This is a genomic window from Streptomyces sp. LZ34, from assembly GCF_053890475.1.
The window spans coordinates 12,342,954-12,364,113 of sequence record NZ_CM132680.1 but is presented as its reverse complement, the minus strand read 5'-3'; the positions used below and the strand labels follow the sequence as shown (position 1 = coordinate 12,364,113).

Here is a 21,160-nt window from a genome sequence, read left to right as displayed (position 1 = left end):
AATCCTTCGGGGGTTGATCACGCGGCCAGTCGGTCGATGGCCTTCTTCCCCCGGTGGGAGGAGCCGTTGTCAACGATCCAGAAGACGCGTCCGGCGCTGGTGTAGGGCTCGGTGGTCATGACCTGTTCGACCAGGTTCATGAACGGAACGATGCCGGTGCTTGACTCGCAGCGGCCGAAGACGCGGGCGCGGTGGACGTCGTAGGCCGCCAGGTAGGCCAGGGCGCCGCCGCGCTCGTATTCGTGGTTGACGCGCATGGCCCGGGCCTGCCCGGGTGCCAGAGTCGGGTGGCAGCGGCAGCGGGCCTGGATGCAGGACCGCCTCGCGGGCGATGCGCGCGTTGGAGCGTCCGCGAGCCGCGTGAAGGACGACCTGGGCGCGTACCCGCAATCGGTGCTCAGTCTTGTGACCGTAGGCGGCCTTCTCTAACCGTGCGCGTTCGGAGGCGGTCAGGCCTGTCGGGCGGGCGGCGCGGACCGGCATGGCGGGCAGACCGATCAGCAGAATCGGAAGAGGGCGTGGTCGTCTATCGGCTCAGGTGGTTTCAGGCCGTCGGAACGCGTCGGCGTTACGCGCGCACCAGTCCGTGAAAGTCCGCGGCTTGCGTCCGAGTAGTCGCTCGACGGTGTCCGTCCGGAACCCGACGGTGTCGGCGCGCATGAGTTTGAAGCCCGCGGCGACGGCGTCGGCGAGTGCCTGGGGCGCCCCGTTGGGGAAGCGGAACCGTACGGCCTCATCCGGTGTGGTCACTTCTCGGACCTCGATGTCGCGGCCGATCGTCTCGGAGATGACCCGGACCTGCTCGGTGACGGTGAACGTCTCGTCGCCGGTGAGGACGTACTCCTTGTCCTGGTGGCCGTCCTCGGTGAGGACGAGGGCGGCGACCGCGGCGATGTCCGCGGGGTCGATCGGCGCGTAGCGGCCCGGGCCGACCGGGTCGAGGACGTGGTTTCCCTCGCGGATGGTGGGCAGCCAGTCGAAGGCGTTGGTCATGAAACCGCCGGGCCGCAGGAATGTGGCGGGTATTCCGGAGGCGCGGATGATTTCCTCGCGTTCGTGGTGCCAGCGGGCCATGGCGGGCAGCGGGTCAAAGGTGACGTGGAAGGAAGACAGGTGCACGATGTGGCTCACCCCGGCAGCCTCGGCGGCGGCGATGGCGGCGGCGGTGTAGTCGGTACCGATGCCCTGGGTGAGCAGGAAGAGTTTGTCGACGCCGACGAAGGCCGGCGTCAGTGTCGAGGGTTCCCCCAGGTCGCCGACGGCGCGCTCGGCGTGGTCGGACAGTCCGGCAGCGCGGGCGGGGTCGCGGACGAGGAGACGTAACTTCGCGCCCTTCGCGTCGAGTTCGCGGGTGAGTTCACGGCCGATGTTCCCGGTGGCTCCGGTGACCAGTATCATCGTGGCTCCCTAAAGTCGTTTGCCGTCTAACGAGTCGCGAGGAACGTTAGCCGGTGAATGATTAGCCGTCAATCGACTTGCTTGCGGCTCGGACAACAGCTCCCGCACATCACCGAAAGGCCCCGATGTCTGAGTTCCTGGACCTGCACGGCAGAACGTCGAAGGCGCTCCGGGCCCTGGCCGACGCGGCCATGCGACGCCATGGGCTGCACGTCGGACAGAACTACCTGCTCGCGGTGTTGTGGGAGCGCGACGGCAGCACGCCCGGCGAGGTCGCCGCCGCGCTGAACGTCACGACGCCCACCGTCGTCAAGATGGCCGACCGGATGACTACAGCCGGGCTGCTCACCCGTCGCCGTGACGACCGGGACAACCGCCTCGTCCGGCTCTGGCTCACTGACGCTGGACGTGCGCTGCAGAAACCGGTCGAAGCGGAACGGCGGTTGATCGAGGAGAAGGTCACCGCGGATCTCACCGAAACCGAACGCGAATCCCTCTTGAACGCCCTGGCGAAGGTCCACCGGGCGGCGAGCGAGCTACTGAGCGAGCCCATCGATTACGACGACTCGGCCATCACCGGGCCCTCTTCCTTGCCGAAGGCGATGTGAGCAGCCTGGCTCCTGCGATATGGAACATATTTCCATTACTGTACCTTTTGGCGTAGTGCCTTCGCGGACGGGATGGAGTTGGGGTCGTGGCGTTCGCGGAGTCGGCCGGTGGCGGTGAGTCCATGTCCTCTCCCGAGCCGGCCCCGGAATCCGAGCGACGGCCCTGGGCACCGCTGCTGGCGGTGTGCGCCGGGTACTTCATGGTGATCCTGGATGTGACGATCATCAACGTCGCCGTGCCGGTGATCGGCCGGGAACTGTCGGCCTCGCTCACCGGCGTCCAGTGGATCACCGATGGGTACACCCTGGTCTTCGCTGGATTCCTGCTGGCCGGTGGCGCGCTGGGCGACCGGCTGGGCAACCGTCGGGTCTTCTGCTCGGGCGTGGCCGTGTTCACTGTGTCCTCGGCCGCGTGCGCGCTCGCGCCGAGCGCCCCCTTCCTGGTTGCAGCCCGGCTGGTGGAGGGGCTCGGCGCGGCGCTGATCGTGCCCGGTTCCCTGGCCCTGCTCCAGCAGGCCTACCCGGCGCCGACCGCACGCTCGCGGGCCTTCGGGCTGTGGGGTTCGATGGCGGGCATCGCGGCCTCTGCCGGGCCGCTGCTGGGCGGGCTGCTCGTCTCCACGGTGGGTTGGCGCTGGGTGTTCCTCATCAACCTGCCCGTCGGCGTGGCCTGTCTGATGCTGACGCTGCGGCACGTGGCACGCTCGCCCCGGCGAGCCGCCCGAGCCCTGGACTGGCCGGCACAGTGCGCGGTCGTGGCGGCGGTGGCGCTGCTGACCGCGGCGCTCAACGAGGCCGGACGGCGGGGCTGGTCCGATCCGGCTGTTCTCACCGGGGTGTTCCTGGCCGTGCTGGCTGCAGCGGCGTTCGCGGTGCGCGAGCGGCTGGCCCGGTCTCCCGTCCTTCCCTTGAGCCTGCTGCGCTCTCGCGCGATGAGCGGCGGAGCCGCCATCGGCCTGCTGTTCAACTTCGGCTTTTACGGCATGGTGTTCACCGCCAGCCTCGAATTCCAGCACCAGCGCGGCTTCAGCGCCCTCGGCACCGGGCTGGCGCTGTTCCCGGCGGTGGCGATGACCATGTTCGCCTCCGTCCTGTCCGGGCGGCTGACCCGCCGCACCGGCGATCGTCCGCTGGTGATCTCCGGCATGCTCCTGGCTGCCCTGGGACTGGCCGGCTGGGCCGCGGCGGGAGCCGACCCCGCCTACCCGCTGCTGGTGGCCCCGATGATGGCCGCGGGATTCGGTACCTCCTTCGCCCTCACCGGCTCAACCGCCACCGTGATGAGTGCTGCACCCCCGGCGTACTCAGGGGCCGCCTCCGCCCTGTTCAACACCACCCGCCAGATCGGCAGCGCCATCGGCGTAGCGCTCGGCGGCAGCCTGCTCGCCACAGCCACCGACTACAACACCGGGCTGCGTACCAGCATGGCCATCGGCGCGCTCGCCTACCTGACCGCCGCAGGCCTCGCGTGGCTGTGCGTGCCGACGAAGCCCAAAGGGGCGTAGGGCGTCTTGAGGCCGTCGGGCAGGCTGGGCAGCCTTCGCTTCCGCCGGGCAGGGTCCGCTGGACCAACCTCCGACAGTCGGAATGGCCCCGAACCTATGACTGGGTTCGGGGTCATCGTCGTTGTGGGCCGGGTGGGCGGCCGGTGGGTTGGTAGTCGCGGCTGGGGTCGATGGTCAGGTTGCGGAGGAGTTCGCCGGTGACGGCGTTGACGATCCGGACGTCGAGGTCGTTGATCAGCATGATGATGTGGGTTCCGGCGTGGGTTCGTCCGACGCCGATGTGGTGCAGGTGTCCGGCCAGGCGGAGGGTGACGATGCCGGATTTGTCGATGCGGTCGTGGCGGATTCGGGTGTGGGTGTCGGCGTCGCGGTCGGGCAGCCTCGCACACTGAGATCGGCAAGGTCATCTGTGTCAACGTGGAAACTGTGCGCTCGTCGCGACGCTGCCGGAGCGGTCAAGACTGGCTGCCTCCCCGGTCGCGAAGAGGGCAGCCTGGAGACGATGTGCGGGTTCAGCGAAGGAGCCGTCCGGGCCTTCTTCCGCCCTGACCACCTCACCGGGCGCCAGAGCCGTCGACAGTCGAGGCGAAACCAGGGGGGCTTGACGCGACGCCGCCCAACGCACCCTCGCCAACCGCCGACACCGCGAGGTCGGGCAGAGGAGCCCGCCACACAGCCCGGGGCAAGACCATCTGGGCCGAACAGCGGACGTCAGGGTCCTGGTTCCACCGACCACGAGAGGCGGTGCCCCTCCTCACCCGTCGACTATCGCCACACGCAGAGGGGCCCGGAATGACAGGAGGCCGAGCATCGGCGTGCCCTCCGTTCCCGCCGCGAGACGCGCCTTCGGCAGGCTACGAGCCGCCGCCCGCAGGGCCACCGCCGCCTCCGTTCGTGCCAACGACGCGCCCGGGCAGCGGTGGCGACCGGCGCCGAAGGCCAGGTGGTGGCGGATGTTCGCCCGGTATGAATACATCCGTTCCGGGTCCGCGAAGACCTCCGGATCCGAGCCGCTGCCCATGAGCATCAACAGCAGCTGGGCCCCGGCCGGAAGATCCGCCCCGCCCAGTTCCACCGGTCGCGCCACGACTCTCCGCCACGTGGTCACCGGCGGCTCGCGCCGCAGCACCTCCTCCACCCAGGCCCAGGCCGCTTCCGTCTCCTGTGCCACCCGCGGCCACAGCCCGGGCTCGGTGAGCGCCCGGCGCAGCACGGTGGCGATGAGCTGCCCGGTGGTCGACTGCCCGGCGATGAAGACGAAGAAGCAGGCACCGACCGCCGTCTGGGGGTCCAACGGCGCTCCGTCGGGCAGACGGTGCCGGGCGAGTGCTCCGACGAAGGAGTCGGCGGCGGCCTTGCCGGTGCGCACGGTCGCGGTCAGCCATTGATGGAACTCACCCACCAGCTCCGCCAGTTCCAGCTGTCGGTCCAGTGCGGGCCTGCCCCAGAACAGCTCCAGCGAGGCGTCGCTCCAGCGGGTCAGCGTGGCCGGGTCGACGTCTCGGATGCCCAGCAGTTCCATCAGCACCCGACAGGGAAGAACCTGGGCGAAAGAGGTGAACAGGTCATATTCGCCGTCGGCGTCGATCCGCGCCCGCGCCGCGTCGAGCAGTTCCCTGGCCAGGCGCTCGATCACGGGTACGGCGGCCTCGACTCGCCGGGCGTTGAAGAAGCCGGTGATCACCCGGCGCAGACCGGGGTGGCTGTCGGTGCCGTTGTTGGCCAGTGCGGGCGGGAGCCGGAAGCCGGCCCGGGCGAGCACCCGCAGCACGGCTACGGGCAGCGGGGTGACCGCGTGCTGGGCGTTGTCCGGACGGAAGGTGGCGGGGTCGAGCAGAACCCGGCGGATGTCCTGGTGGCGGCTGACCAGCCACAGACCGGTGCCCGCGTCACGGTGCACAGGCGCCTGGGAGCGCAGCACGTCCAACCACGGGTAAGGATCACGGACGAAACCGTCCCCGAACAGGTCGAGAATGCCGAGCGGATCGCGGGCGCCAGACGGTACGGACCCCGTCGCCCCGCTGTGGGGCCCTGCGACGCAGACCCCCGTACCAGGTGCGGATGTGTCCAGGGCCGGGATGATCACGTACGGACGCTAACACGTGACCGCCCGGGCACCGCCGCCCTGTGCGCGGCATCACTCGAACACGCGGCGGCGTCTCCGGGCGGCCGGCCCGGAAGCCTCCCCCACCCGCCGACCGGCCACCACGCGCGTGTCAGAGTGCCGGTCATGGCCCAGCACCCCGTCCAGCCGACCACGCCTGCCCCGGCCTCCGGCGCCCGGCCCCTCCCCACGCCGGATGCCACAGCGCCCTCCGCGAGCCGGACCGATCCGCACCGCGCCCACCCAGCAAGCGCCGCCCCCGCCCCGGCGGCGGTCTTCGACTGGATCGACCGGCGCGCCGAGTTGCGCCGCCGCGCCGGTCTGACCCGTCGGCCGCGTCCACGACCGGCCGACGAGCCTGTATTGGATCTGGCGAGCAACGACTACCTGGGCCTGGTCCGCCACCCGCGGGTGGTGCGGGCGGCCACGGAAGCGGTGGCGCGCTGGGGCGGCGGCGCCACCGGCTCACGCCTGGTCACGGGCACCACACAGCTGCACTCGGACCTCGAGGAGGAACTGGCGGCCTTCTGCGGCTTTCAGGCCGCGTTGGTCTTCTCCTCCGGATACGCGGCCAACCTGGCCGCCCTCACGGCTCTGACGGGGCCGGGCACGCTCATCGTCTTCGACGCCCACAACCACGCCTCCCTGGTCGACGGCTGCCGGCTCTCCCGCGCGAAGGTCGCGCAGGTGCCACACCGTGAGCCGGTGGCGGTGCACACAGCGCTCACCGGGCACGGCGGAGGCCGTGCCCTGGTGGTGACCGACTCGGTCTTCTCGGTGGACGGCGATGCCGCGCCGCTGACGGAGTTGGCCGAGGCATGCCGTGCGCATGGTGCCGCGCTGCTGGTGGACGACGCCCACGGCCTCGGAGTTGTCGGCGACGGAGGCAGCGGCGCGCTGTCGGCCGCCGGTCTGGCCGGTTCACCGGACGTGGTGGCCACCGTGACACTGTCGAAGTCGCTGGGGTCTCAGGGCGGGGCTGTGCTGGGCCCCCGCAGGGTCATCCGCCACCTCGCGGAGACGGCCCGCACCTTCATCTTCGACACCGGGCTCGCCCCGGCGAGCGTGGGTGCCGCCCTGGGCGCGCTGCGGCTGTTGCGCGAGGAGCCGGAGCGCGCCGCGCGGACCCGGGAGGTGGCCCGGCGGCTTTCGGCGGGCCTGGCGGCCGCCGGGCTGGAAGCGAGCGTGCCGGACGCCGCCGTGGTGTCCGTCCGCGCTCCCTCGCCGGAAACCGCCGTGACGTGGGCGCGAGCGTGCCGGGAGGCAGGGGTGGCAGTGGGCTGCTTCCGGCCGCCGTCCACACCCGACCACCACTCCCGGCTGCGACTCACCGCACGCGGCGACCTCACCGACACCCAGATCGAGCAAGCGGTGGCGGTGGTCGCCCGGTGGGCCCCGCGCGGCGGCGCGGACGCCTGACTCACCGACGCCATCAGTCCGGGTGGTCTTCCGGGGCCGGGTGGGCGTCCGGGCCGCCGGCTTCAGCGCCCCGGGTACGAGTGGCCCAGGTGACGACCAGCTCGGTCAGCAGCGAGTCCCCCACCGGGTCGATCACCAACCCCGACTCCAACCCCGACTCCGGGGACGAAGGCCATCGTGACCGGTTGGTCCGCTGCGGATGCGACAGCTGACTGGGTCACGATGTCTTCTGCCGAGAGCCGGGTGCAGTGGCCGTCGTCGAGTTCGAGGACGATCTCGCCCTGCAGCACGATGCCGTAGTCCATGGTCTGCGTCGTGTGCATGCCATCGGGCCCCTTGAGGTCCGCGATGCCGGGCGAGTCGGCCTGCCGCTCCCGGTCGAAGGCGACGGGGGCGAAAGCCGGGTCGGCCATCGCGATGTCCGTCGGGAAGGTCAGGACGAAGAACCGCGTGCCGCCGGGCGCCGGGGCGCCGGCTGATGACCTTCCGCCTGGGCTCCTCCCCCGCCAGGTCAGCCGGACCCGTCGAGCCGGTCGAGTCAGTCGGGCCGGGCGCTGCCGGCGCCGAGGCGGAGCGCGCGATGGCCGCAGGGCGGCTGCCGACCGCGTTCGACCTGCTCACCCGGGCGCGTGCGACGCCCGGGTACGAACGAGAGCCGCGGCTGCTGTCCGTCTGGCGGACGCTGGCCCGCTCATCGGTCCGTACGGGCCTGCGCGGCTGCTGGGCCGGGCCGATACGCGCCCGGAGACCACACACGGTGATGGACTGACCGGTCGTTCACCAGTGCGTGGCCCCGCACCCCGGGTAAGGGCAGTCGCCGGTCAGCCGACGGCTGGCTGAACGGTCAGGGTTCCTGCGGCGGTGTCGATCGTGGCCTGAGTACCAAGCGGGATGGTCGGAGGGTGCGGGCCGTGTCCGGCAGGGAGACCGCCGAGGACCGGAACGCCCAGGCGAATCAGTCGGTCGCGCAGGACATCCGCGATGCCCCATCCCCCCAGGGTCGGGTCATCGACATCCCGGTCGAAGCCGAGGAACTGGCCGAGCACGACACCGCACAACCCGTTCAGAGCCCCAGTACGGGTCAGCTGGGTCAGTGCGCGATCGACCTCCCCCAACCCTGTGCCTCTCTGGTGTTCGAGAAAGAGGATCGCCCCCTTGAGACTCGGCAGGCCGGCTCCGGCCTCGGTGCGGACCGCGTCGAGGTTGCCGCCGACCAGAACGCCGGTCGCGGTGCCGTCAACGGTGACCGCCGCGCTGGCCTCGCTGGAGTCCCGGTGGATGACGACGGAGTCGGTGGTCATCAGCGCGCGGCGAAGCGCGTCAGCCGATGCGGGCCCGGACCATTCGTCGCTCCAGTTAGCGAAGGGGCCATGCAGGCTGGACAGACGGCATCGCGCCCACAGAGCGAGGTGGAGGTGGGTGATGTCACTGAAGCCAACCACCGGTTTCGGGTCGCGGCGCAGTGTGTCGGTATCCAGGTCGTCGACGATGCGGTAGGCGCCTTTGCCGCCCCGGGTGGCGATCACGGCGCGGACTCCCGGGTCGCCGAACGCAGAGTTGAGGTCGAAGGCACGATCCTCATCCCGACCAGCCATATACCCCCATTGGTCGAAGACGTGCTCACCCAACTCGACCCGCAGCCCCCATGACGTCAGTAGTTCGACGCCACGGGTGACTCCCTCGCGGCTGGGCGGACTGGACGGAGAGACGATCCGCACCCGATCTCCAGGCCGCAACCGCGGCGGCCGCACGGTCTGGAGAGTGTCGAAAGTATCCATGCCGAAATCTTCCTGCACACGCCGAACCGAAGCTGAGCCCTGCAGATCAATCACCCATCGTCGCGTAGCCAGGCAGTCGTGAGCGGAATACACGACACCTGAACATGCGACCTCACCAGTCCCAAGGCCGGACAGGGACTGCCCCGTCGTGATGCAGGACGTCGTAGGTAGCGAGTTCTGCGTCACCGATTGACGCCCAGCAACTGGCCGACCAGGGCTTCGGTAACGGAAAGGTCGCGAGCCTCTCTGCGGTGCCAGGTGGGTCAGCGAAGTGGCTGGACGCATTTTTGGGGATGAGCGGCAGCCGTGTAGCGCATCGCGGTGCCGACACTGATCCCGAACGGCCGCATCACGCGGAGGGGTCTGCCAAGAGGCGGGCTTCGTGGAGTACGCGGTCCTCGCGGAGTTGCCAGAGGGACAACTCCGGGGAGGCGCATGCTCCCAATGCTCGGGGGTGTCCGGCGGGGTCAGGGTGGTTGGGTTGCGCCTGTTTCCATCCATGCCGCCGAGCTCGAACCGGGTGCGGGCGATAGCACCCCACGGCCACAGGGGTGTCGTCGGGGCCGCCGTCGGACTGGATCGCCCGAGTTGCCAGTGGTGCCCGCCGCGCGAGACGGGTGGCACCGCCGACCGGTGGGGAACCGCGTCAGGATCGACCGGCCGGAACCCGTCCCGGGACCCGCAGGACGAGCCCGTCGCCGGTGCCCTGCCCGCGCCGTCAGCCGACCCGCCGGGCCAGCACCTGCCCCGGCCAGGCACCGGACAGGAAACGGTCGGTGGGGGTGAAACTGTTGCGCTCGTAGAACGCGACCAGTTCGCCTCCGCCGCCCGCCCAGCAGTCGACCCGCAGCAGCTCCACGCCTGCCCGCCGGGTCTCCTCGGCGGCATGGGCCAGCAGCGCCGCCCCGATGCCCAGACCGGCGTACCGCCGGTCGGAGACGAGCAGCCGGACGTACCGTTCGGGCTCCTCGGCCGGCGCGATCGGCATCTGCGGGTTGGGGCCGGAGTCCAACACCATGGCTCCGACAGGCGTTCCGCCCAACTCCGCGATGTACGCGGCGTTCTCGGTCGTGTACCGCTCGACCCGCGCCACCCCGTCGGGTTTCTGAGAATACGGTGTCGTGCCCCACTGCTCGGTGTTGCCGCGATCGTTCATCCAGACCACCGCAGAGTCGAGCATCTTTAGAATGGCCGGTGCGTCGGCCAGGCTGCCTGGTCTGATCCGTATGCCATGTGTGGTGTCGTTCACGGCGGAAGCTTAAGCAGTGCCCGGCGAGTCGTGCCGGGAATTGCGGCATCACGCATCCGCCCCAAGGCCGGGCGTCAAGTCCTCGGGCAGCGGGCGCAGCAGTACAGCCGCGCGGTAGGAGAACTCCGGGGTGTCGGCCGCCCACCGGTAGACCTGCGTGCCATCCCCAACCTCCTCGGACTCCTTCTTCTCGCGGACCACCGAGAGGGGCCGCAGCCCATGCCAATCACGCCCGACCTCGACCGCTCCCCCAGGCCCCGGTCCTCAACCAAATAACGGGACACCACACCAGAGCAACCCCTTGAAGATCGCTGCTCCGTCACAACTGCCCGCACGGCGTCGAGCATTTTTCAGAGGTTGTTTGTTCGGCAGCAGTGCCCCGAACGCGAACAACGCGCGGTCCGCTAGACCTGAACCTGCTGTCACCTGAAGGGAGAGGATCTGTGAAGACTGGGGGACGACTGGCAGTTCTGGCCTCAGCAATGGCGGCCATCGCGGCAGTGACGGTCGGGACAGCGAACCCCGCAACTGCTGATGGCCCTATTCCGCCCGGCTGCCAGGGGGACTTCCTGCCCGGGAAGCGCGGTTCGTGGGCCTACTGCGAAACCACCTACGCGTTCCAAGCTCTGGTGCGCTGCTCCAACGCACGCTACTACAGCGGTCCATGGCTGAATCCCGGATTGCAAGTGTCTATCGCCGACTGCCCAGCTGGCACAACGGCAACCAACTGGTGGGTCAACATTCCTGACTGATCCCGGAGTGCAAAGCCATGCCTGCCACTCGGCGGGCGACACGAAGGCCCCCGTCCTCGACGGTGCGCTTTCTAGGGGTCGTTGCAACACGTAGTCGTGTTGATCAGGCCGCGAGTAGTTTACGCAGGCGCTCGGCTGGGGTTTCCCAGCCGAGCGCCTTGCGCGGGCGGTCGTTGAGCTCGGCGGCGACGGCGTCGAGGTGCTCGCGGGTATGAACCGAGAGGTCGGTGCCTTTGGGTGCCTCTGTGTTTGTCAAGCGGGTTGGAGTGGTGGCGTAGGCTCGGTTTTGGCGGGTCCGGGAAGTGACTTGCCCGAAGAGTCGGCCGTCGGGGTTGGGCCGGCCGCGCTGGATGCTGTAGTCGCCCCCGGTCGTCCTCCTGGGCCCGTCGTCCCGGTGCGTCGGCGTTCGTCGCCGACCATCGTGCGCCAGGCGTGATCAGCGAGGCGGCGTTTCAGGCAGCGTTGTGCTTCCCGGGGTGTCTTTCCTTGTGCAAGTTTGGCCTGGTAGTAGGTGTGGCCCCGGGTGCCTGGCATGCGGATCTGCGTGATGGCGACGGTGTGAAGTGCCACGTTGAGCTGGCGGTCGCCCCGCCTGGACAGGCGGTGGCGTGCGCGGTCTGCGCTGGCGATCTCGATGGGAACGGTGCCGGCGTACTGGGCGAAGGCGCTGGCAGTCGCGAAGCGGGTGGGGTTCCCGGTCCGGCCCAGGAGGCGGGCGGCGGTCACGGCTCCGATGCGAAAACCCGGATGACTGTCCACGAACCGATCCGCCACGGAATCGGCACCCGCTCGGCGGTATTCCGGACCAGGGAACCCGTCCGGAGGGCGTCGAAGAGTTTGAGGTGAGCGCCCTCGTGGAGCAAGCTCTCCGCTGCAAGCCACGGCGATGTGCAGCGTTCGGGGGCCAGCAGCACCGTCGAAGGGAGTGGTCGCCGCCGGACATGGACTGAAGCGGGCCCTCTTCACTGTCCCGGCGGGTGAATCCGACCATGCTGACGTGCCCGAGCACGCCGGTTCCCGCTGCCGGCAGCAGCGTTGCGAGGAGTTCCGCGCCCTCCCGCAGGACGGCGCATACGTCGTCCGTCGGATTGACCGGGCCTGCTGCCCGGCTGTCGCCGAGGGCACCCTGGTAAAGCTCCATGAGACGCCCTGCCAGCGTCTCCTGCGAGCCGCCCTGCGGCTTCAGCTCGGTCAGCACCCACGCGTTCCCGAGACCGGGCCAGGCACGCCGGTACGGACGGACAAGGGCTTCGCAGGGCCCTGTGGAGGACGAAGTGTCCGACGCCGGACCGCCTGTACAACGACTCAGGTAGCTGCCGAAGTAGCTGTGTTCGAACCGGTTGGTCTCCAACTGTGCGAGATCCACCTCGAAGCAGTTGCGCAGCACCGGGTCGTACAGCAGCGGACGCAGGCGGTCGTCGCACGCCGCGGCGGTCGCCCGCAGCAGGTCCGCCTCTTCGCGATCGTGCCGCGCCAGCATGGTCAGGCCCAGCCGGAACCGGGCAAGGTTGCGCTCGCCGATGGCGGCGGAGTCGCCGAACTGGCCATCGGCACAAAGCATGGTGTCAGCCTGGGCCACTACGTCGGTGGCCGGAGCAGCAACGGAAGACGAAACGGACAAGGGTGGACCGTCCTTCGGGACAGACTGCGAACCTGGACGTGAAACCCCTGCACCGGGCTCTCGCGAGAACCCGGTGCAGGACCGAAGACGTCGTCCGTCAGTCGACCAGGGCCGCCTGGTAGGAAGGAAGCCAGGCGCGCTCCTCCGGCGCGTCGACCGCGACCCCAGAGGCCTCATCGTCGAGGTACACCTGCGGAGCCAGGCTGGGGATCTCAATGTGGTCTACAAGCATGTCCAGTTCCCTTCGGTCAACGGTGAACGGAGCAGGGCCCGGGCGGGACGACAGCGCCCCGCCCAAGCCGCATCATTCTCCGCCACACCGTGTCCCGCTCTGACGGGACCGTTGCCCCGGATTTTGTCCCAGGCCCCGGCAGCCACACCGGATCGCGGGGCGTCCAGCACGCTCCTGCCCGTGACGTCCGCCCCCGTCCCGATTCAGTGCACCACATACAGGGAAGCACTGGCCGACCGGTGTTTTTCGACTGCTGTTCGCCACCAGGACGCTGGCAGTGCTTGTTTTCTCGACATCGCCGAGATCGTCCGTCAGCTCCAGGAGGAGGGCCACGTCATCGACCCCGAGGACCTGGCCCGCATCTCGCCATACCTGACCGAGCACATCCGCCGCTTCGGCGAGTACTCCACCCACGAACATCAAGGATTGGTTTCCGGGCCGGAGCGTCAGCTGTTGGCCAGGGTGCGGTCGAGGAGGGGCAGCAGGCGGTCCCAGTGGCGCTTCAGTGCGGAGGGGCTGAAGGCGTCGGTGTCGGACATGGTGAAGCCGTGGACGGTGCCGGGGTAGATCTCGGAGGTGTAGCCGATACCTGCGGCATCCAGAGCCTGGTTGAGCTCGCCGAGGGCCTCGGGCGTCATGTCGGTTTCGGCGTGGCCGAGGTGGACCTCGGCGGTGAGCGTGGAGAGGAGACGGTGCAGGCTGTCGGGCCCGTCGGCGCCCACGGGGCCATGGAATCCGGCGACGGCGGCCACCTGGCCGGGGTGGGCCGCGGCGGTGCGCATCGCCAGGAGGCCGCCTATGCAGTAGCCGGTCACCGCGACCGGTCCGGCGCCGACCTCGGGCTGGGTGGTGAGGAACCTGAGGTACGCGTCGGCGTCGCTCAGGACACGTTCGGCGGTGTGCGCCTCGATCAAGGGCATCAGCTGGGCGACGACCGCGGTCCGGGCCTCTTCTCCGATGTGCTCGGGAAGTTCGATCAGCGGTGTCGGGCCATGCCGGTAGAAGAAGTTGGGGACGAGCACGTAGTACCCGTGCCCGGCCAGTTCGCGGGCCATCTCCCGCAGCACGGGCCGGATGCCGAAGGCGTCCGCGTACATCAGCACCCCTGGGTGCCGCTCGCCGTGGTCAGGGAAGGCGGCGAAGGCGTCGGCCTGGCCGTCCGTGGTGGGAATCTGCAATATCTTGCTGGGAATAGCGGATCTTCCTTCCTTGAAGTTCACCGAATTAACGTTTATCGCACTAACGTTTTCGGCGTGAGCGACCGTACATCGTTAGTCGCACTAACGCAATGAGTAGGATGGGCGCCATGACCAGAGCCGAGGCCGCGGACATGCCCGACGACGGCGCGCGCAAGACGCCCGACAGGCTGCGCCGCCAGGCGAGCCGACAGTTGTCGCAGCTGACCGCGCGGTCGGACCGGCTGATCAACGAGGGGCTGACCCAGGTCGACGCCCGCAAGTGGCACTACGCGGTGCTCGCCTCACTGCAGGAGTACGGGCCGGGCAGCCAGGCGGAGCTGAGCAGGCGCTCCGGCATCTACCGCAGCGACATGGTCGGCGTGCTCAACGAACTGGCCGAGCGTGACCTCGTCGTACGGGCGCCGGATCCCGACGACCGGCGCCGCAACATCATCACCATCTCCCCCCAAGGCCGCCGCCATCTACGCCGCCTCGACAAGGTTCTGGACGACCTCCACGACGACCTGCTCGCGCCGCTGAGTCCGGCCGAACGCGACCAGCTCCTGCAGTTGCTCACCCGCTTGCTGGACTACCACGCCCCGACCTCCTGACCCCGCATAGTGGCATCCGACAGCAACACTGCCCGGGGCCCTGTTCCATAGGTGGTCGCTCGTGAAGCACGATCCCTCCGGCATCGTGTTCACCGTCCTCGCGGCCATGACCGGCATGGAACGTCGAACGTCGGCGCCTGCGCAACGTCTGAGCAGCCGCAGGTGCTCGTCTCCCCGGAAGCGTGGAAAGGCGTGTTGGGGGCGCCCCCTCACGAGTTCGAAGCCCGTGTTTTCCGCAGCCGCCCGCCAGGGCAAACGAACGCGACCGGCGTCCTAACCGGCGGCTGCCTCGGCGAACTGGTTGGTGTCGAAGAGTTGGTTGATGTGTCCGCCGAGTTCGGACCAGTGGTGTCCGGAGAGTTCGGCGGCGGCGCGGGCGTCGCCGCCGGTACAGACGTCGATGAGTTGGTCGTGGTGTTCGATGGTGTTGCGGCCGCCGAGGAGGGTGGAGAACTTGCGGTAGAGGATGCGGTGGATCTGGGGGTGGAGCTGCTCGACGATCCGACTGAGGACGGGGTTGTCGGCGGCCGCGATGGGGACGGCGTGGAAGCGGTCGTCGGCGGCGAGTGCGGCGGTGGTGTCGTTGGCGGCGACGGCCCGTTCGAAATCGCGGTTGGCCTCTCGCATGCGCTGGAGGTCCTGCTCGGTCATGACCGGCACGGCCGTCTCGATGGCGAGCTGGTCGAGGGAGCGCAGGACGGCAAGGGTTTTCTCGACGTCGCGGCGGTTGAGGGTGGTGATGCGGGTGTAGACGCCGGGTTTGGCCTCGACCAGGCCGATGTCGGCGAGCCGGGCGAGGGCCTCGCGCACCGGGGTGCGGCTGAGGCCGAGTCGCTCGGCGAGTTCACCGTCCTTGACCTTCTCGCCGGGGACGAGTTCGCCGCGCACTATGGAGTCGCGCAGGCGGTGGAAGACCTCGTCACTGAGGAGGCGGCGGGAGACAGGGCGGTCGAGTGACATATTGCGTACAGTACATCGCTTGTGTTCGTCCTACCCGGCGGTGACCCGTGTTGTGGCCCTGCGGACCAGTGCCTGGGCCAGGATGAGGGCCGGATCGATGAGGGGGACGTCCACGGCCTCCGCGGGAAGCCCGAGCGGGATCTCGGTGCAGCCGGCGATCATCGCTTGCGCGCCCTGCTCGCTCAGGCGCTGTGCGGCGCGGGCCAGGAGCGCGGTCGTCGTGTCGTCGCGGGCGCCGGCTTTCACCGCTCGGATGGCGGTCATGACCTCGCGGTCCTGGCTAACGCCATCGGGCAGGACGAGGCGGATCCCGAAGCGGTCCAGCCACTCCTGGTACAGGCCGGCGCGGACGGTGCCGGTGGTGGCGAGCAGTCCGGCGGTGTGGATGCGAGAAGGCAACGTGCTGAGGTGCCTGGCGACTTCGCCGATCATATGGACGATGGGCAGGCCGACGTGGTCGGCGATGCGCGGGACGAAGGCGTGGGCGGTGTTGCAGGGGATGGCGATGACGGTGGCGCCGGCCTCGCGCAGGACGCGACCGCCGTCGAGAAGCCAGGGGGTGGGGTCGGGGCCATCGCCCAGCAGAGCCTCGGTGCGGTCGGGAATGGTGGGGTCGGACCAGATGACCGTCCGGAGGTGGTCCTGGTCGCTGGAACCGGGAGTGATCGCGACGAGCTTGGCGTAGAAGTCGGCGGTGGCCGCCGGGCCCATGCCGCCCAGGATGCCGATGATCTCGGCGGTGGCGGTGGGGGTGGGGGTGGGGGTGCTCACTGTGCGGTGTCCTTCTGCAGGAGCCTGGCCTCGGGCGCGGCCGGCGTGTGGGAGGTGTCACGGCTGCCGCGCTTGGCTTCGCGCCGGTTCTCGGAGCTGTCGATGACGGCGGCGGCAAGCGAGTTGCCGATGACGTTCACGCCGGTGCGGGCCATGTCGACGATGAAGTCCACGCCGAGGAGCAGAGCGACGCCTTCGGCGGGCAGGCCGATGGAGTTGCCGGCGGCGATGAGGCCGACGATGGAGGCGGAGGCGACGCCGGCCATGCCCTTGGAGAGGATCACCAGCACGCCGGCCATGAGGAGCAGGGCGGGCAGGGATGTGTCGGCGCCGTAGGCGTTGGCGAGGAAGACCAGTGCGGCGGCCTGGTAGAGGACGGAACCGTCGGTGTTGAAGGAGTAGCCGAGGGGGACGACGAACGAGGTCGTCGAACGGCTGACGCCGAACGCCTCGAGCTTGCCCATCAGCGGCGCCAGCACCGACTCGGAACTGCGGGTGACGAAAGCGATCCCGGCCAGACCGGCGATGGACTTGAGCAGGTCGACGTAGCGGATGCGGTATGTCGCGGCGATGAGCGGGAAGAGGACGCCGACGACGACGGCCAGGCCCGCGTAGACCACGGCGATGAAGCCCATCAGGCTGCGCAGGTTGCCGAAGCCGTAGTGGGCGACGTCGTAGGAGATGAAGCCGAGCACGCCCAGCGGCGCGATCCGGATGACGTGGCCGACGACCTTGAACATCACCGCGGTGACGGACTCCAGCACCGAGGCGAAGGGCTCGGACTTCTCCCCGATCCCGGCCATGGCCACGCCCACGAGGAGGGCGAAGACGATCGCGCCGAGCAGGTTGCCCTCGCCGAACGCGGCGAAGATGTTCTTCGGTACGGCGTGCAGAACCAGCTCGTGGAAGTCGATGCCCTGGCTCAGGCCGTCCAGGTCCTTGGCATCGGCCCCGTGGACGGGGGCGCCCTTGCCGATGCCCGTGAGCTTGGCCAGGCCCACCGCGATCAGCAGGATGACGGTGGTGACGATCTCGAAGTAGAGAATGGCCTTGCCGGCGATCCGGCCGACCTTCTTGACGGACTCCATGCGGGCGATGCCCAGCACGATGAGCGGGAAGACCAGGGGCAGTACGACGACCTGGACCAGGTTCAGGAACACCTCCCCGAGGATCTTCATCTGCTCGCCCGCGGACGGGGCGAGGGATCCGATGAGGGCTCCGAGGCCGACGGCGATGATCGACTGGATTCCGATCGGCATCTTCAGACATCGCCGCCAGAACCCTGAGGGCCGGGTCGGTGGGGTGTCTGTGCTGGTGGGGCGCGGGTGAGCGGTGTCCATGAAAGCTCCTGCATGCAATATATTGCGTTCTGCGTGTTGGGCGGCAACACTGAGGCCGGAGATGGGGGCCTGTCAAGGGGCCCGCAAGGACGAGGAGCATCAGATGGCGCAGACCACACGCCTGGAACACGACCTGGTGGGAGACAAGGACGCCCCCGCCGACGCCTACTACGGCGTGCACACCGTGCGGGCCGTGGAGAATTTCACGATCACCGGATCGACCATTGCCCAGTTCCCCGATCTGATCGCCGCACTGGCCGCGGCCAAACAGGCGACCGCGCAGGCCAACCGCGACCTCGGCCTGCTGCCGCCGGACATCGCCGAAGCGATCATTGGCGCATGCAAGGAGATCGGCTCCGGACAGCTGCACGAGCAGTTCGTCGTCGACCCCGTCCAGGGAGGGGCCGGAACGACGTCTACCCCACCGCCGTACGCCTGGCCCTGGTCACCTCACTGCGCCGGCTCGGCGACTCACTTCGGGCGCTGGCCACGGTCTTCACCGAGAAGGCAGCGGAGTTCAGCCACGTCCTGAAGATGGGCCGCACCCAGCTCCAGGACGCCGTCCCCATGACGCTGGGCCAGGAATTCACCACCTACGCCGTCATGATCGAGGAGGACCGCCAGCGCCTCATGGAGGCCGCCACCCTGCTGTTGGAGTCCAACCTCGGCGGCACAGCCATCGGCACCGGCATCAACGGCCACCCCCGCTACGCCGAACTCGCCTGCGCATACCTCGCAGACATCAGCGGCGAACCCGTCCGACCCGCGGACAACTTCATCGAGGCCACCCAGGACTGCGGCGCCTTCGTCCAGCTCTCCGGCATCCTCAAGCGCGTGGCCGTGAAACTCTCCAAGACCTGCAACGACCTGCGCCTCACCTCGTCCGGCCCCACCACCGGACTCGGCGAGATCAATCTGCCACCGGTGCAGGCGGGTTCGTCGATCATGCCCGGCAAGGTCAACCCGGTGATCCCCGAAGTCGTCAACCAGGTCGCCTTCACGGTCATCGGCAACGACCTGACCGTCACCATGGCCGCCGAGGCCGGACAGCTCCAGCTCAACGCCTTCGAACCCGTCATCGCCTACAGCCTGCTGCGCTCCCTGACCCACCTGCGCGCCGCCTGCGACACCCTCGCCACCCGCTGCGTCCCCGGCATCACCGCCAACCGCGAACACCTCCACGACACGGTCCACCGCTCCGTCGGGCTCGTGACCGCGCTCGCCCCGTACATCGGCTACGCCGCCAGCACCACCCTCGCCCGCCAGGCTCTGACCACCGGCCGCGCCATCAAGGACCTCGCCACCGAAGCCGGTTTGCTCACCGCCGACCAACTGGACGCGATCCTGCGGCCCGAGAGCCTCACTCGACCCTCCGCGCAGCGCTCGGCGGTAGCCGCTCCGTGAACGACGACACACGGCCGACCCCGGACCCTGAGGTGGGCGTTGTCGATCACCAAGACGTGTCCAGCCGGTCCGTGGCCCGGAGCTCCGCCGGCGGTACCTCGCGCAGCCGCTACCAGACCCCCGCGTTGTCGCGGTCCGGCAGCCGGCGCCAGCAAGCAGGTCGCGCCCGAGGCGAAACCCAGTTCAGCGGGCAGGCCCTCCGTCCGTATGCCGGTGCAGAGCAGCCGACACCCTGCGCGCGGCGGCCAGCGGCTGCGGGATCGTCGGGGTGCTGGGCGCCGGGGCTCATGCCGACCAGCAAGCAACCGGATTGCCCTATCCGATTTCGTGGTACCGTGACGCCAGTGAATCGGAAAGCCCTATCCGGATCAAGAAACGGATAGACGTATCCACATTTGCGGCTTCCACTGCCATGTCTTCCACGAAAGGATTGCTGTGACCAGCATCGCCATCGTCGGAGCCGGCCCCCAGCTGGGCCTGGCCATCGCCCGCACCTTCGGCTCCCACGGCTTCGACGTCGCCCTGATCTCCCGCAACCGCGAGAAGCTCGACGGCCTCGTCGGCACGCTCACCGCCGAGGGCATCACTGCCGTCGCGTTCCCCGCGGACGTACTCGACCGCGACGCGCTCACCCAGGCGCTCAAGGACGCCGCCACACGCTTCGGCGGGATCGATGTCCTGGAGTACTCCCCGGTGGGCACGTTCGGCATCACCACGCTGACCGCTCCGGCCACCACCGAACCGTCTCAGGTGGAGTTCGAGATGAACTTCCAGTTGTACGGGGCCATCGCCGCCACACAGGCGGTACTGCCCGCGATGCGCGAGGCCGGCGCGGGCACCCTGCTCTACACCACCGGCGCCGGCTCGATCTGGCCCGACCCGCGGGTCGCCAACGTCAACGCCGCCGCCGCGGCGCTGCGCAACTGGGCGATGAACCTGCACAAGGAGTTGGCCGACGCCGACACGGGCATCCAGGCCGCCCACATCGGCATCGACGTATCGATCGGCGTCTCCGTCATCCCGGGCCTGCCGACGGCCCAGCCCGAGCAGATCTCCCCCGTCTACTGGGAGCTGCACACCACCAAGCGAGATCAGGCCGAGCTCGTCTTCAAGCTCTGAGACCGCACGGGCTTTCGTGGTCCGCCCTCGGCGAACCTGCACCGCGCCGTGGCTCTTGGCCACGGCGCGGTCCTGAAGAAGGTTGCCGCGGCGTTCGCAGCCTCCGGCGTCACGCCGACCGCCAAGTCTGGCGGGCAGCTCATCCCCTGATTTCCGGGGGCTGCCGATGCCCCCTTCAGCCATCCACCTCAAGGAGTAGACCGGCATGACCACGACCATTGATCCGTCCTACGTCGACCCGGCACTGATCAACCCCCGCGCGGTACGTCTCCTCGAGGCGTTCAAGAACGCTCTGGCGCGCATGCGCGACGAGGAGGGACTGACCTTCGACGACCTCAACGCCGCCGCCGACTTGCTGCAGAGGATCCAGACGGCCACCGGCGCTCCCCTGGCGTTGGTCGCCATGCCGCTGTACAGCGAGCTCTTCCAGGGGGGCCGGGACGGCTACACCCCCTCCGAAGACGTCAACAGCCCCACCTACATCCCCGGCTCCCCGCGCATCGACAACCCCGGCGCCCTGCCGATGCGGCCTGACGAACCCGGAACCCCGCTGATCGTCTCCGGTCGCGTACTGGACGGACAGGGGCGGCCGCTCGCGGGCGCCAAGCTGGACATCTACCACGCGGCCAACAACGGCAACTACTCCGGGCTGTACGACGACGGAACGCCCAAGTACAACCTGCGCGGGCACCAGTTCACGGACGCCGACGGCCGCTACACCTTCACCACCATCACCCCCGTCGCCTACGCCGACCCCCATGTCACGGCCGTCGACGGGGTCGTCGAAGCCGTCGCGGCCCTCGGACGCAGCCTCTACCGTCCGGCTCACATCCACTACGAGGTCCACCACCCCGACCTGATCACCCCGTGGCGGGGCGAGATCTACTTCAAGGGGGACCCCGTCATCCCCGTCGACTTCGTCGGCGGGACCCTGGCCCCTACCGCTCTGCAGGCCGACACCATCCTGCGCGAGGACCCCGAGGACATCGCCGAACACGGCTTCAAGGGCCCCTACAGGACCATGGGATTCGACTTCATCCTCAAGACCCGCACCGGCCCCGACACCATCACCCCGAAGGCCACGCCGGCATGACCCCCGAGGACGCCACCG

The 21,160-nt window shown here is 69.2% G+C and carries 23 protein-coding genes and 3 pseudogenes; 10 read left to right on the top strand and 16 right to left on the bottom strand.

Annotation, left to right across the window (positions count from 1 at the left end; all coding sequences use genetic code 11):
• Positions 1–17: 17 nt before the first annotated feature.
• Positions 18–257: a hypothetical protein gene (locus tag ACWY4P_RS53060; RefSeq protein ID WP_456207987.1), complete on the bottom strand. Its 240-nt coding sequence runs from the start codon at positions 255–257 to the stop codon at positions 18–20.
• A 277-nt stretch (positions 258–534) separates the two neighbouring features.
• Positions 535–1,398 (bottom strand): NAD(P)H-binding protein, encoded by an 864-nt coding sequence (locus ACWY4P_RS53055; RefSeq protein ID WP_456207986.1) that lies wholly within the window; start codon positions 1,396–1,398, stop codon positions 535–537.
• A gap of 125 nt (positions 1,399–1,523) precedes the next feature.
• Between ACWY4P_RS53055 and ACWY4P_RS53050 the strand changes: the two genes are divergently transcribed.
• Both ACWY4P_RS53050 and ACWY4P_RS53045 read left to right on the top strand, forming a co-directional pair.
• Positions 1,524–2,006: a MarR family winged helix-turn-helix transcriptional regulator gene (locus ACWY4P_RS53050; protein ID WP_456207985.1), complete on the top strand. Its 483-nt coding sequence runs from the start codon at positions 1,524–1,526 to the stop codon at positions 2,004–2,006.
• Between the two features lie 86 nt (positions 2,007–2,092).
• A complete protein-coding gene (locus ACWY4P_RS53045; protein WP_456207984.1) occupies positions 2,093–3,511 on the top strand; it encodes an MFS transporter in 1,419 nt (472 codons plus the stop codon).
• 112 nt (positions 3,512–3,623) lie between these two features.
• Here the strand turns inward: ACWY4P_RS53045 and ACWY4P_RS53040 are convergent, their stop codons facing one another.
• Positions 3,624–3,752: a hypothetical protein gene (locus ACWY4P_RS53040; protein WP_456207983.1), complete on the bottom strand. Its 129-nt coding sequence runs from the start codon at positions 3,750–3,752 to the stop codon at positions 3,624–3,626.
• A gap of 513 nt (positions 3,753–4,265) precedes the next feature.
• A complete protein-coding gene (locus ACWY4P_RS53035; RefSeq protein ID WP_456207982.1) occupies positions 4,266–5,597 on the bottom strand; it encodes a cytochrome P450 in 1,332 nt (443 codons plus the stop codon).
• A 144-nt stretch (positions 5,598–5,741) separates the two neighbouring features.
• Here ACWY4P_RS53035 and ACWY4P_RS53030 point away from each other — a divergent pair, with 144 nt between their 5' ends.
• Positions 5,742–7,034: an 8-amino-7-oxononanoate synthase gene (locus ACWY4P_RS53030; protein ID WP_456207981.1), complete on the top strand. Its 1,293-nt coding sequence runs from the start codon at positions 5,742–5,744 to the stop codon at positions 7,032–7,034.
• Positions 7,035–7,096: 62 nt separating this feature from the next.
• Here ACWY4P_RS53030 and ACWY4P_RS53025 read toward each other — a convergent pair whose 3' ends face one another.
• Complete coding sequence (locus ACWY4P_RS53025; RefSeq protein WP_456207980.1) at positions 7,097–7,447, bottom strand: cupin domain-containing protein; 351 nt, start codon at positions 7,445–7,447, stop codon at positions 7,097–7,099.
• A gap of 65 nt (positions 7,448–7,512) precedes the next feature.
• Between ACWY4P_RS53025 and ACWY4P_RS53020 the strand changes: the two genes are divergently transcribed.
• Positions 7,513–7,803, top strand: a complete 291-nt coding sequence (locus ACWY4P_RS53020; protein WP_456207979.1) for a hypothetical protein — start codon at positions 7,513–7,515, stop codon at positions 7,801–7,803.
• Positions 7,804–7,855: 52 nt separating this feature from the next.
• Here ACWY4P_RS53020 and ACWY4P_RS53015 read toward each other — a convergent pair whose 3' ends face one another.
• The 6 genes and pseudogenes from ACWY4P_RS53015 to ACWY4P_RS52990 all read right to left on the bottom strand — a co-directional run bounded on the left by ACWY4P_RS53015 (position 7,856) and on the right by ACWY4P_RS52990 (position 11,727).
• Positions 7,856–8,866 (bottom strand): S66 peptidase family protein, encoded by a 1,011-nt coding sequence (locus ACWY4P_RS53015; RefSeq protein WP_456207978.1) that lies wholly within the window; start codon positions 8,864–8,866, stop codon positions 7,856–7,858.
• Positions 8,867–9,530: 664 nt separating this feature from the next.
• Complete coding sequence (locus tag ACWY4P_RS53010; RefSeq protein ID WP_456207977.1) at positions 9,531–10,061, bottom strand: GNAT family N-acetyltransferase; 531 nt, start codon at positions 10,059–10,061, stop codon at positions 9,531–9,533.
• A 48-nt stretch (positions 10,062–10,109) separates the two neighbouring features.
• The gene (locus ACWY4P_RS53005) at positions 10,110–10,262 is read right to left on the bottom strand and encodes a hypothetical protein (RefSeq protein WP_456207976.1); all 153 of its coding nucleotides are present in this window, start codon (positions 10,260–10,262) and stop codon (positions 10,110–10,112) included.
• A gap of 654 nt (positions 10,263–10,916) precedes the next feature.
• A pseudogene (locus tag ACWY4P_RS53000) lies at positions 10,917–11,051 on the bottom strand (IS30 family transposase); the annotation flags it as partial.
• A 14-nt stretch (positions 11,052–11,065) separates the two neighbouring features.
• Positions 11,066–11,539 (bottom strand): transposase, encoded by a 474-nt coding sequence (locus tag ACWY4P_RS52995; protein WP_456207975.1) that lies wholly within the window; start codon positions 11,537–11,539, stop codon positions 11,066–11,068.
• The gene (locus ACWY4P_RS52990; RefSeq protein WP_456207974.1) at positions 11,536–11,727 is read right to left on the bottom strand and encodes an aKG-HExxH-type peptide beta-hydroxylase; all 192 of its coding nucleotides are present in this window, start codon (positions 11,725–11,727) and stop codon (positions 11,536–11,538) included. The genes ACWY4P_RS52995 and ACWY4P_RS52990 overlap by 4 nt, the downstream gene beginning before the upstream one ends.
• A 413-nt stretch (positions 11,728–12,140) precedes the next feature.
• On the opposite strand from ACWY4P_RS52990, the gene ACWY4P_RS52985 reads away from it, so the two are divergent.
• The gene (locus ACWY4P_RS52985; RefSeq protein ID WP_456207973.1) at positions 12,141–12,476 is read left to right on the top strand and encodes a hypothetical protein; all 336 of its coding nucleotides are present in this window, start codon (positions 12,141–12,143) and stop codon (positions 12,474–12,476) included.
• A 55-nt stretch (positions 12,477–12,531) separates the two neighbouring features.
• Here ACWY4P_RS52985 and ACWY4P_RS52980 read toward each other — a convergent pair whose 3' ends face one another.
• Positions 12,532–12,666, bottom strand: a complete 135-nt coding sequence (locus ACWY4P_RS52980; protein WP_456207972.1) for a hypothetical protein — start codon at positions 12,664–12,666, stop codon at positions 12,532–12,534.
• Here ACWY4P_RS52980 and ACWY4P_RS52975 point away from each other — a divergent pair.
• A pseudogene (locus ACWY4P_RS52975) lies at positions 12,652–13,017 on the top strand (hypothetical protein); the annotation flags it as partial. The gene ACWY4P_RS52980 and the pseudogene ACWY4P_RS52975 sit on opposite strands and share 15 nt — an antisense overlap.
• Before the next feature lie 95 nt (positions 13,018–13,112).
• Here the strand turns inward: ACWY4P_RS52975 and ACWY4P_RS52970 are convergent.
• Positions 13,113–13,859 carry a dienelactone hydrolase family protein gene (locus tag ACWY4P_RS52970; protein ID WP_456213352.1) on the bottom strand — a complete coding sequence of 249 codons (747 nt, stop codon included), beginning with the start codon at positions 13,857–13,859 and terminating at the stop codon, positions 13,113–13,115.
• A 113-nt stretch (positions 13,860–13,972) separates the two neighbouring features.
• On the opposite strand from ACWY4P_RS52970, the gene ACWY4P_RS52965 reads away from it, so the two are divergent.
• Positions 13,973–14,455, top strand: coding sequence for a MarR family winged helix-turn-helix transcriptional regulator (locus ACWY4P_RS52965; protein ID WP_456207971.1), 483 nt, complete (start codon positions 13,973–13,975; stop codon positions 14,453–14,455).
• 273 nt (positions 14,456–14,728) lie between these two features.
• Here ACWY4P_RS52965 and ACWY4P_RS52960 read toward each other — a convergent pair whose 3' ends face one another.
• The 3 genes from ACWY4P_RS52960 to ACWY4P_RS52950 are packed head-to-tail and all read right to left on the bottom strand — an operon-like array spanning position 14,729 to position 17,526.
• The gene (locus ACWY4P_RS52960) at positions 14,729–15,415 is read right to left on the bottom strand and encodes a GntR family transcriptional regulator (RefSeq protein WP_456207970.1); all 687 of its coding nucleotides are present in this window, start codon (positions 15,413–15,415) and stop codon (positions 14,729–14,731) included.
• 30 nt (positions 15,416–15,445) lie between these two features.
• Complete coding sequence (cuyB, locus tag ACWY4P_RS52955; RefSeq protein WP_456207969.1) at positions 15,446–16,186, bottom strand: cysteate racemase; 741 nt, start codon at positions 16,184–16,186, stop codon at positions 15,446–15,448.
• The gene (locus ACWY4P_RS52950; RefSeq protein WP_456207968.1) at positions 16,183–17,526 is read right to left on the bottom strand and encodes a dicarboxylate/amino acid:cation symporter; all 1,344 of its coding nucleotides are present in this window, start codon (positions 17,524–17,526) and stop codon (positions 16,183–16,185) included. Before ACWY4P_RS52950 ends, cuyB begins: the two co-directional genes overlap by 4 nt.
• A 103-nt stretch (positions 17,527–17,629) precedes the next feature.
• On the opposite strand from ACWY4P_RS52950, the pseudogene ACWY4P_RS52945 reads away from it, so the two are divergent.
• The 3 genes and pseudogenes from ACWY4P_RS52945 to ACWY4P_RS52935 all read left to right on the top strand — a co-directional run bounded on the left by ACWY4P_RS52945 (position 17,630) and on the right by ACWY4P_RS52935 (position 21,142).
• Positions 17,630–18,930, top strand: a pseudogene (locus ACWY4P_RS52945) (aspartate ammonia-lyase).
• 435 nt (positions 18,931–19,365) lie between these two features.
• Complete coding sequence (locus ACWY4P_RS52940; RefSeq protein WP_456207967.1) at positions 19,366–20,049, top strand: SDR family NAD(P)-dependent oxidoreductase; 684 nt, start codon at positions 19,366–19,368, stop codon at positions 20,047–20,049.
• 205 nt (positions 20,050–20,254) lie between these two features.
• Entirely contained in the window at positions 20,255–21,142 is an 888-nt protein-coding gene (locus ACWY4P_RS52935) for a dioxygenase family protein (protein ID WP_456207966.1), read from the top strand.
• Positions 21,143–21,160: the final 18 nt, after the last annotated feature.

Excerpts from the sequence above, each read along its gene's own strand:
- ACWY4P_RS53060 (WP_456207987.1), bottom strand. The coding sequence starts at position 257 with ATGCGCGTCAACCACGAATACGAGCGCGGCGGCGCCCTGGCCTACCTG.
- ACWY4P_RS52965 (WP_456207971.1), top strand. The coding sequence starts at position 13,973 with ATGACCAGAGCCGAGGCCGCGGACATGCCCGACGACGGCGCGCGCAAG.
- ACWY4P_RS52960 (WP_456207970.1), bottom strand. The coding sequence starts at position 15,415 with ATGTCACTCGACCGCCCTGTCTCCCGCCGCCTCCTCAGTGACGAGGTC.
- ACWY4P_RS53020 (WP_456207979.1), top strand. The coding sequence starts at position 7,513 with ATGACCTTCCGCCTGGGCTCCTCCCCCGCCAGGTCAGCCGGACCCGTC.
- ACWY4P_RS53025 (WP_456207980.1), bottom strand. The coding sequence starts at position 7,447 with ATGGCCGACCCGGCTTTCGCCCCCGTCGCCTTCGACCGGGAGCGGCAG.
- ACWY4P_RS53050 (WP_456207985.1), top strand. The coding sequence starts at position 1,524 with ATGTCTGAGTTCCTGGACCTGCACGGCAGAACGTCGAAGGCGCTCCGG.
- ACWY4P_RS52935 (WP_456207966.1), top strand. The coding sequence starts at position 20,255 with ATGACCACGACCATTGATCCGTCCTACGTCGACCCGGCACTGATCAAC.
- ACWY4P_RS53030 (WP_456207981.1), top strand. The coding sequence starts at position 5,742 with ATGGCCCAGCACCCCGTCCAGCCGACCACGCCTGCCCCGGCCTCCGGC.
- ACWY4P_RS53040 (WP_456207983.1), bottom strand. The coding sequence starts at position 3,752 with ATGCTGATCAACGACCTCGACGTCCGGATCGTCAACGCCGTCACCGGC.
- ACWY4P_RS53055 (WP_456207986.1), bottom strand. The coding sequence starts at position 1,398 with ATGATACTGGTCACCGGAGCCACCGGGAACATCGGCCGTGAACTCACC.
- ACWY4P_RS52980 (WP_456207972.1), bottom strand. The coding sequence starts at position 12,666 with ATGCTTGTAGACCACATTGAGATCCCCAGCCTGGCTCCGCAGGTGTAC.
- ACWY4P_RS52950 (WP_456207968.1), bottom strand. The coding sequence starts at position 17,526 with ATGGACACCGCTCACCCGCGCCCCACCAGCACAGACACCCCACCGACC.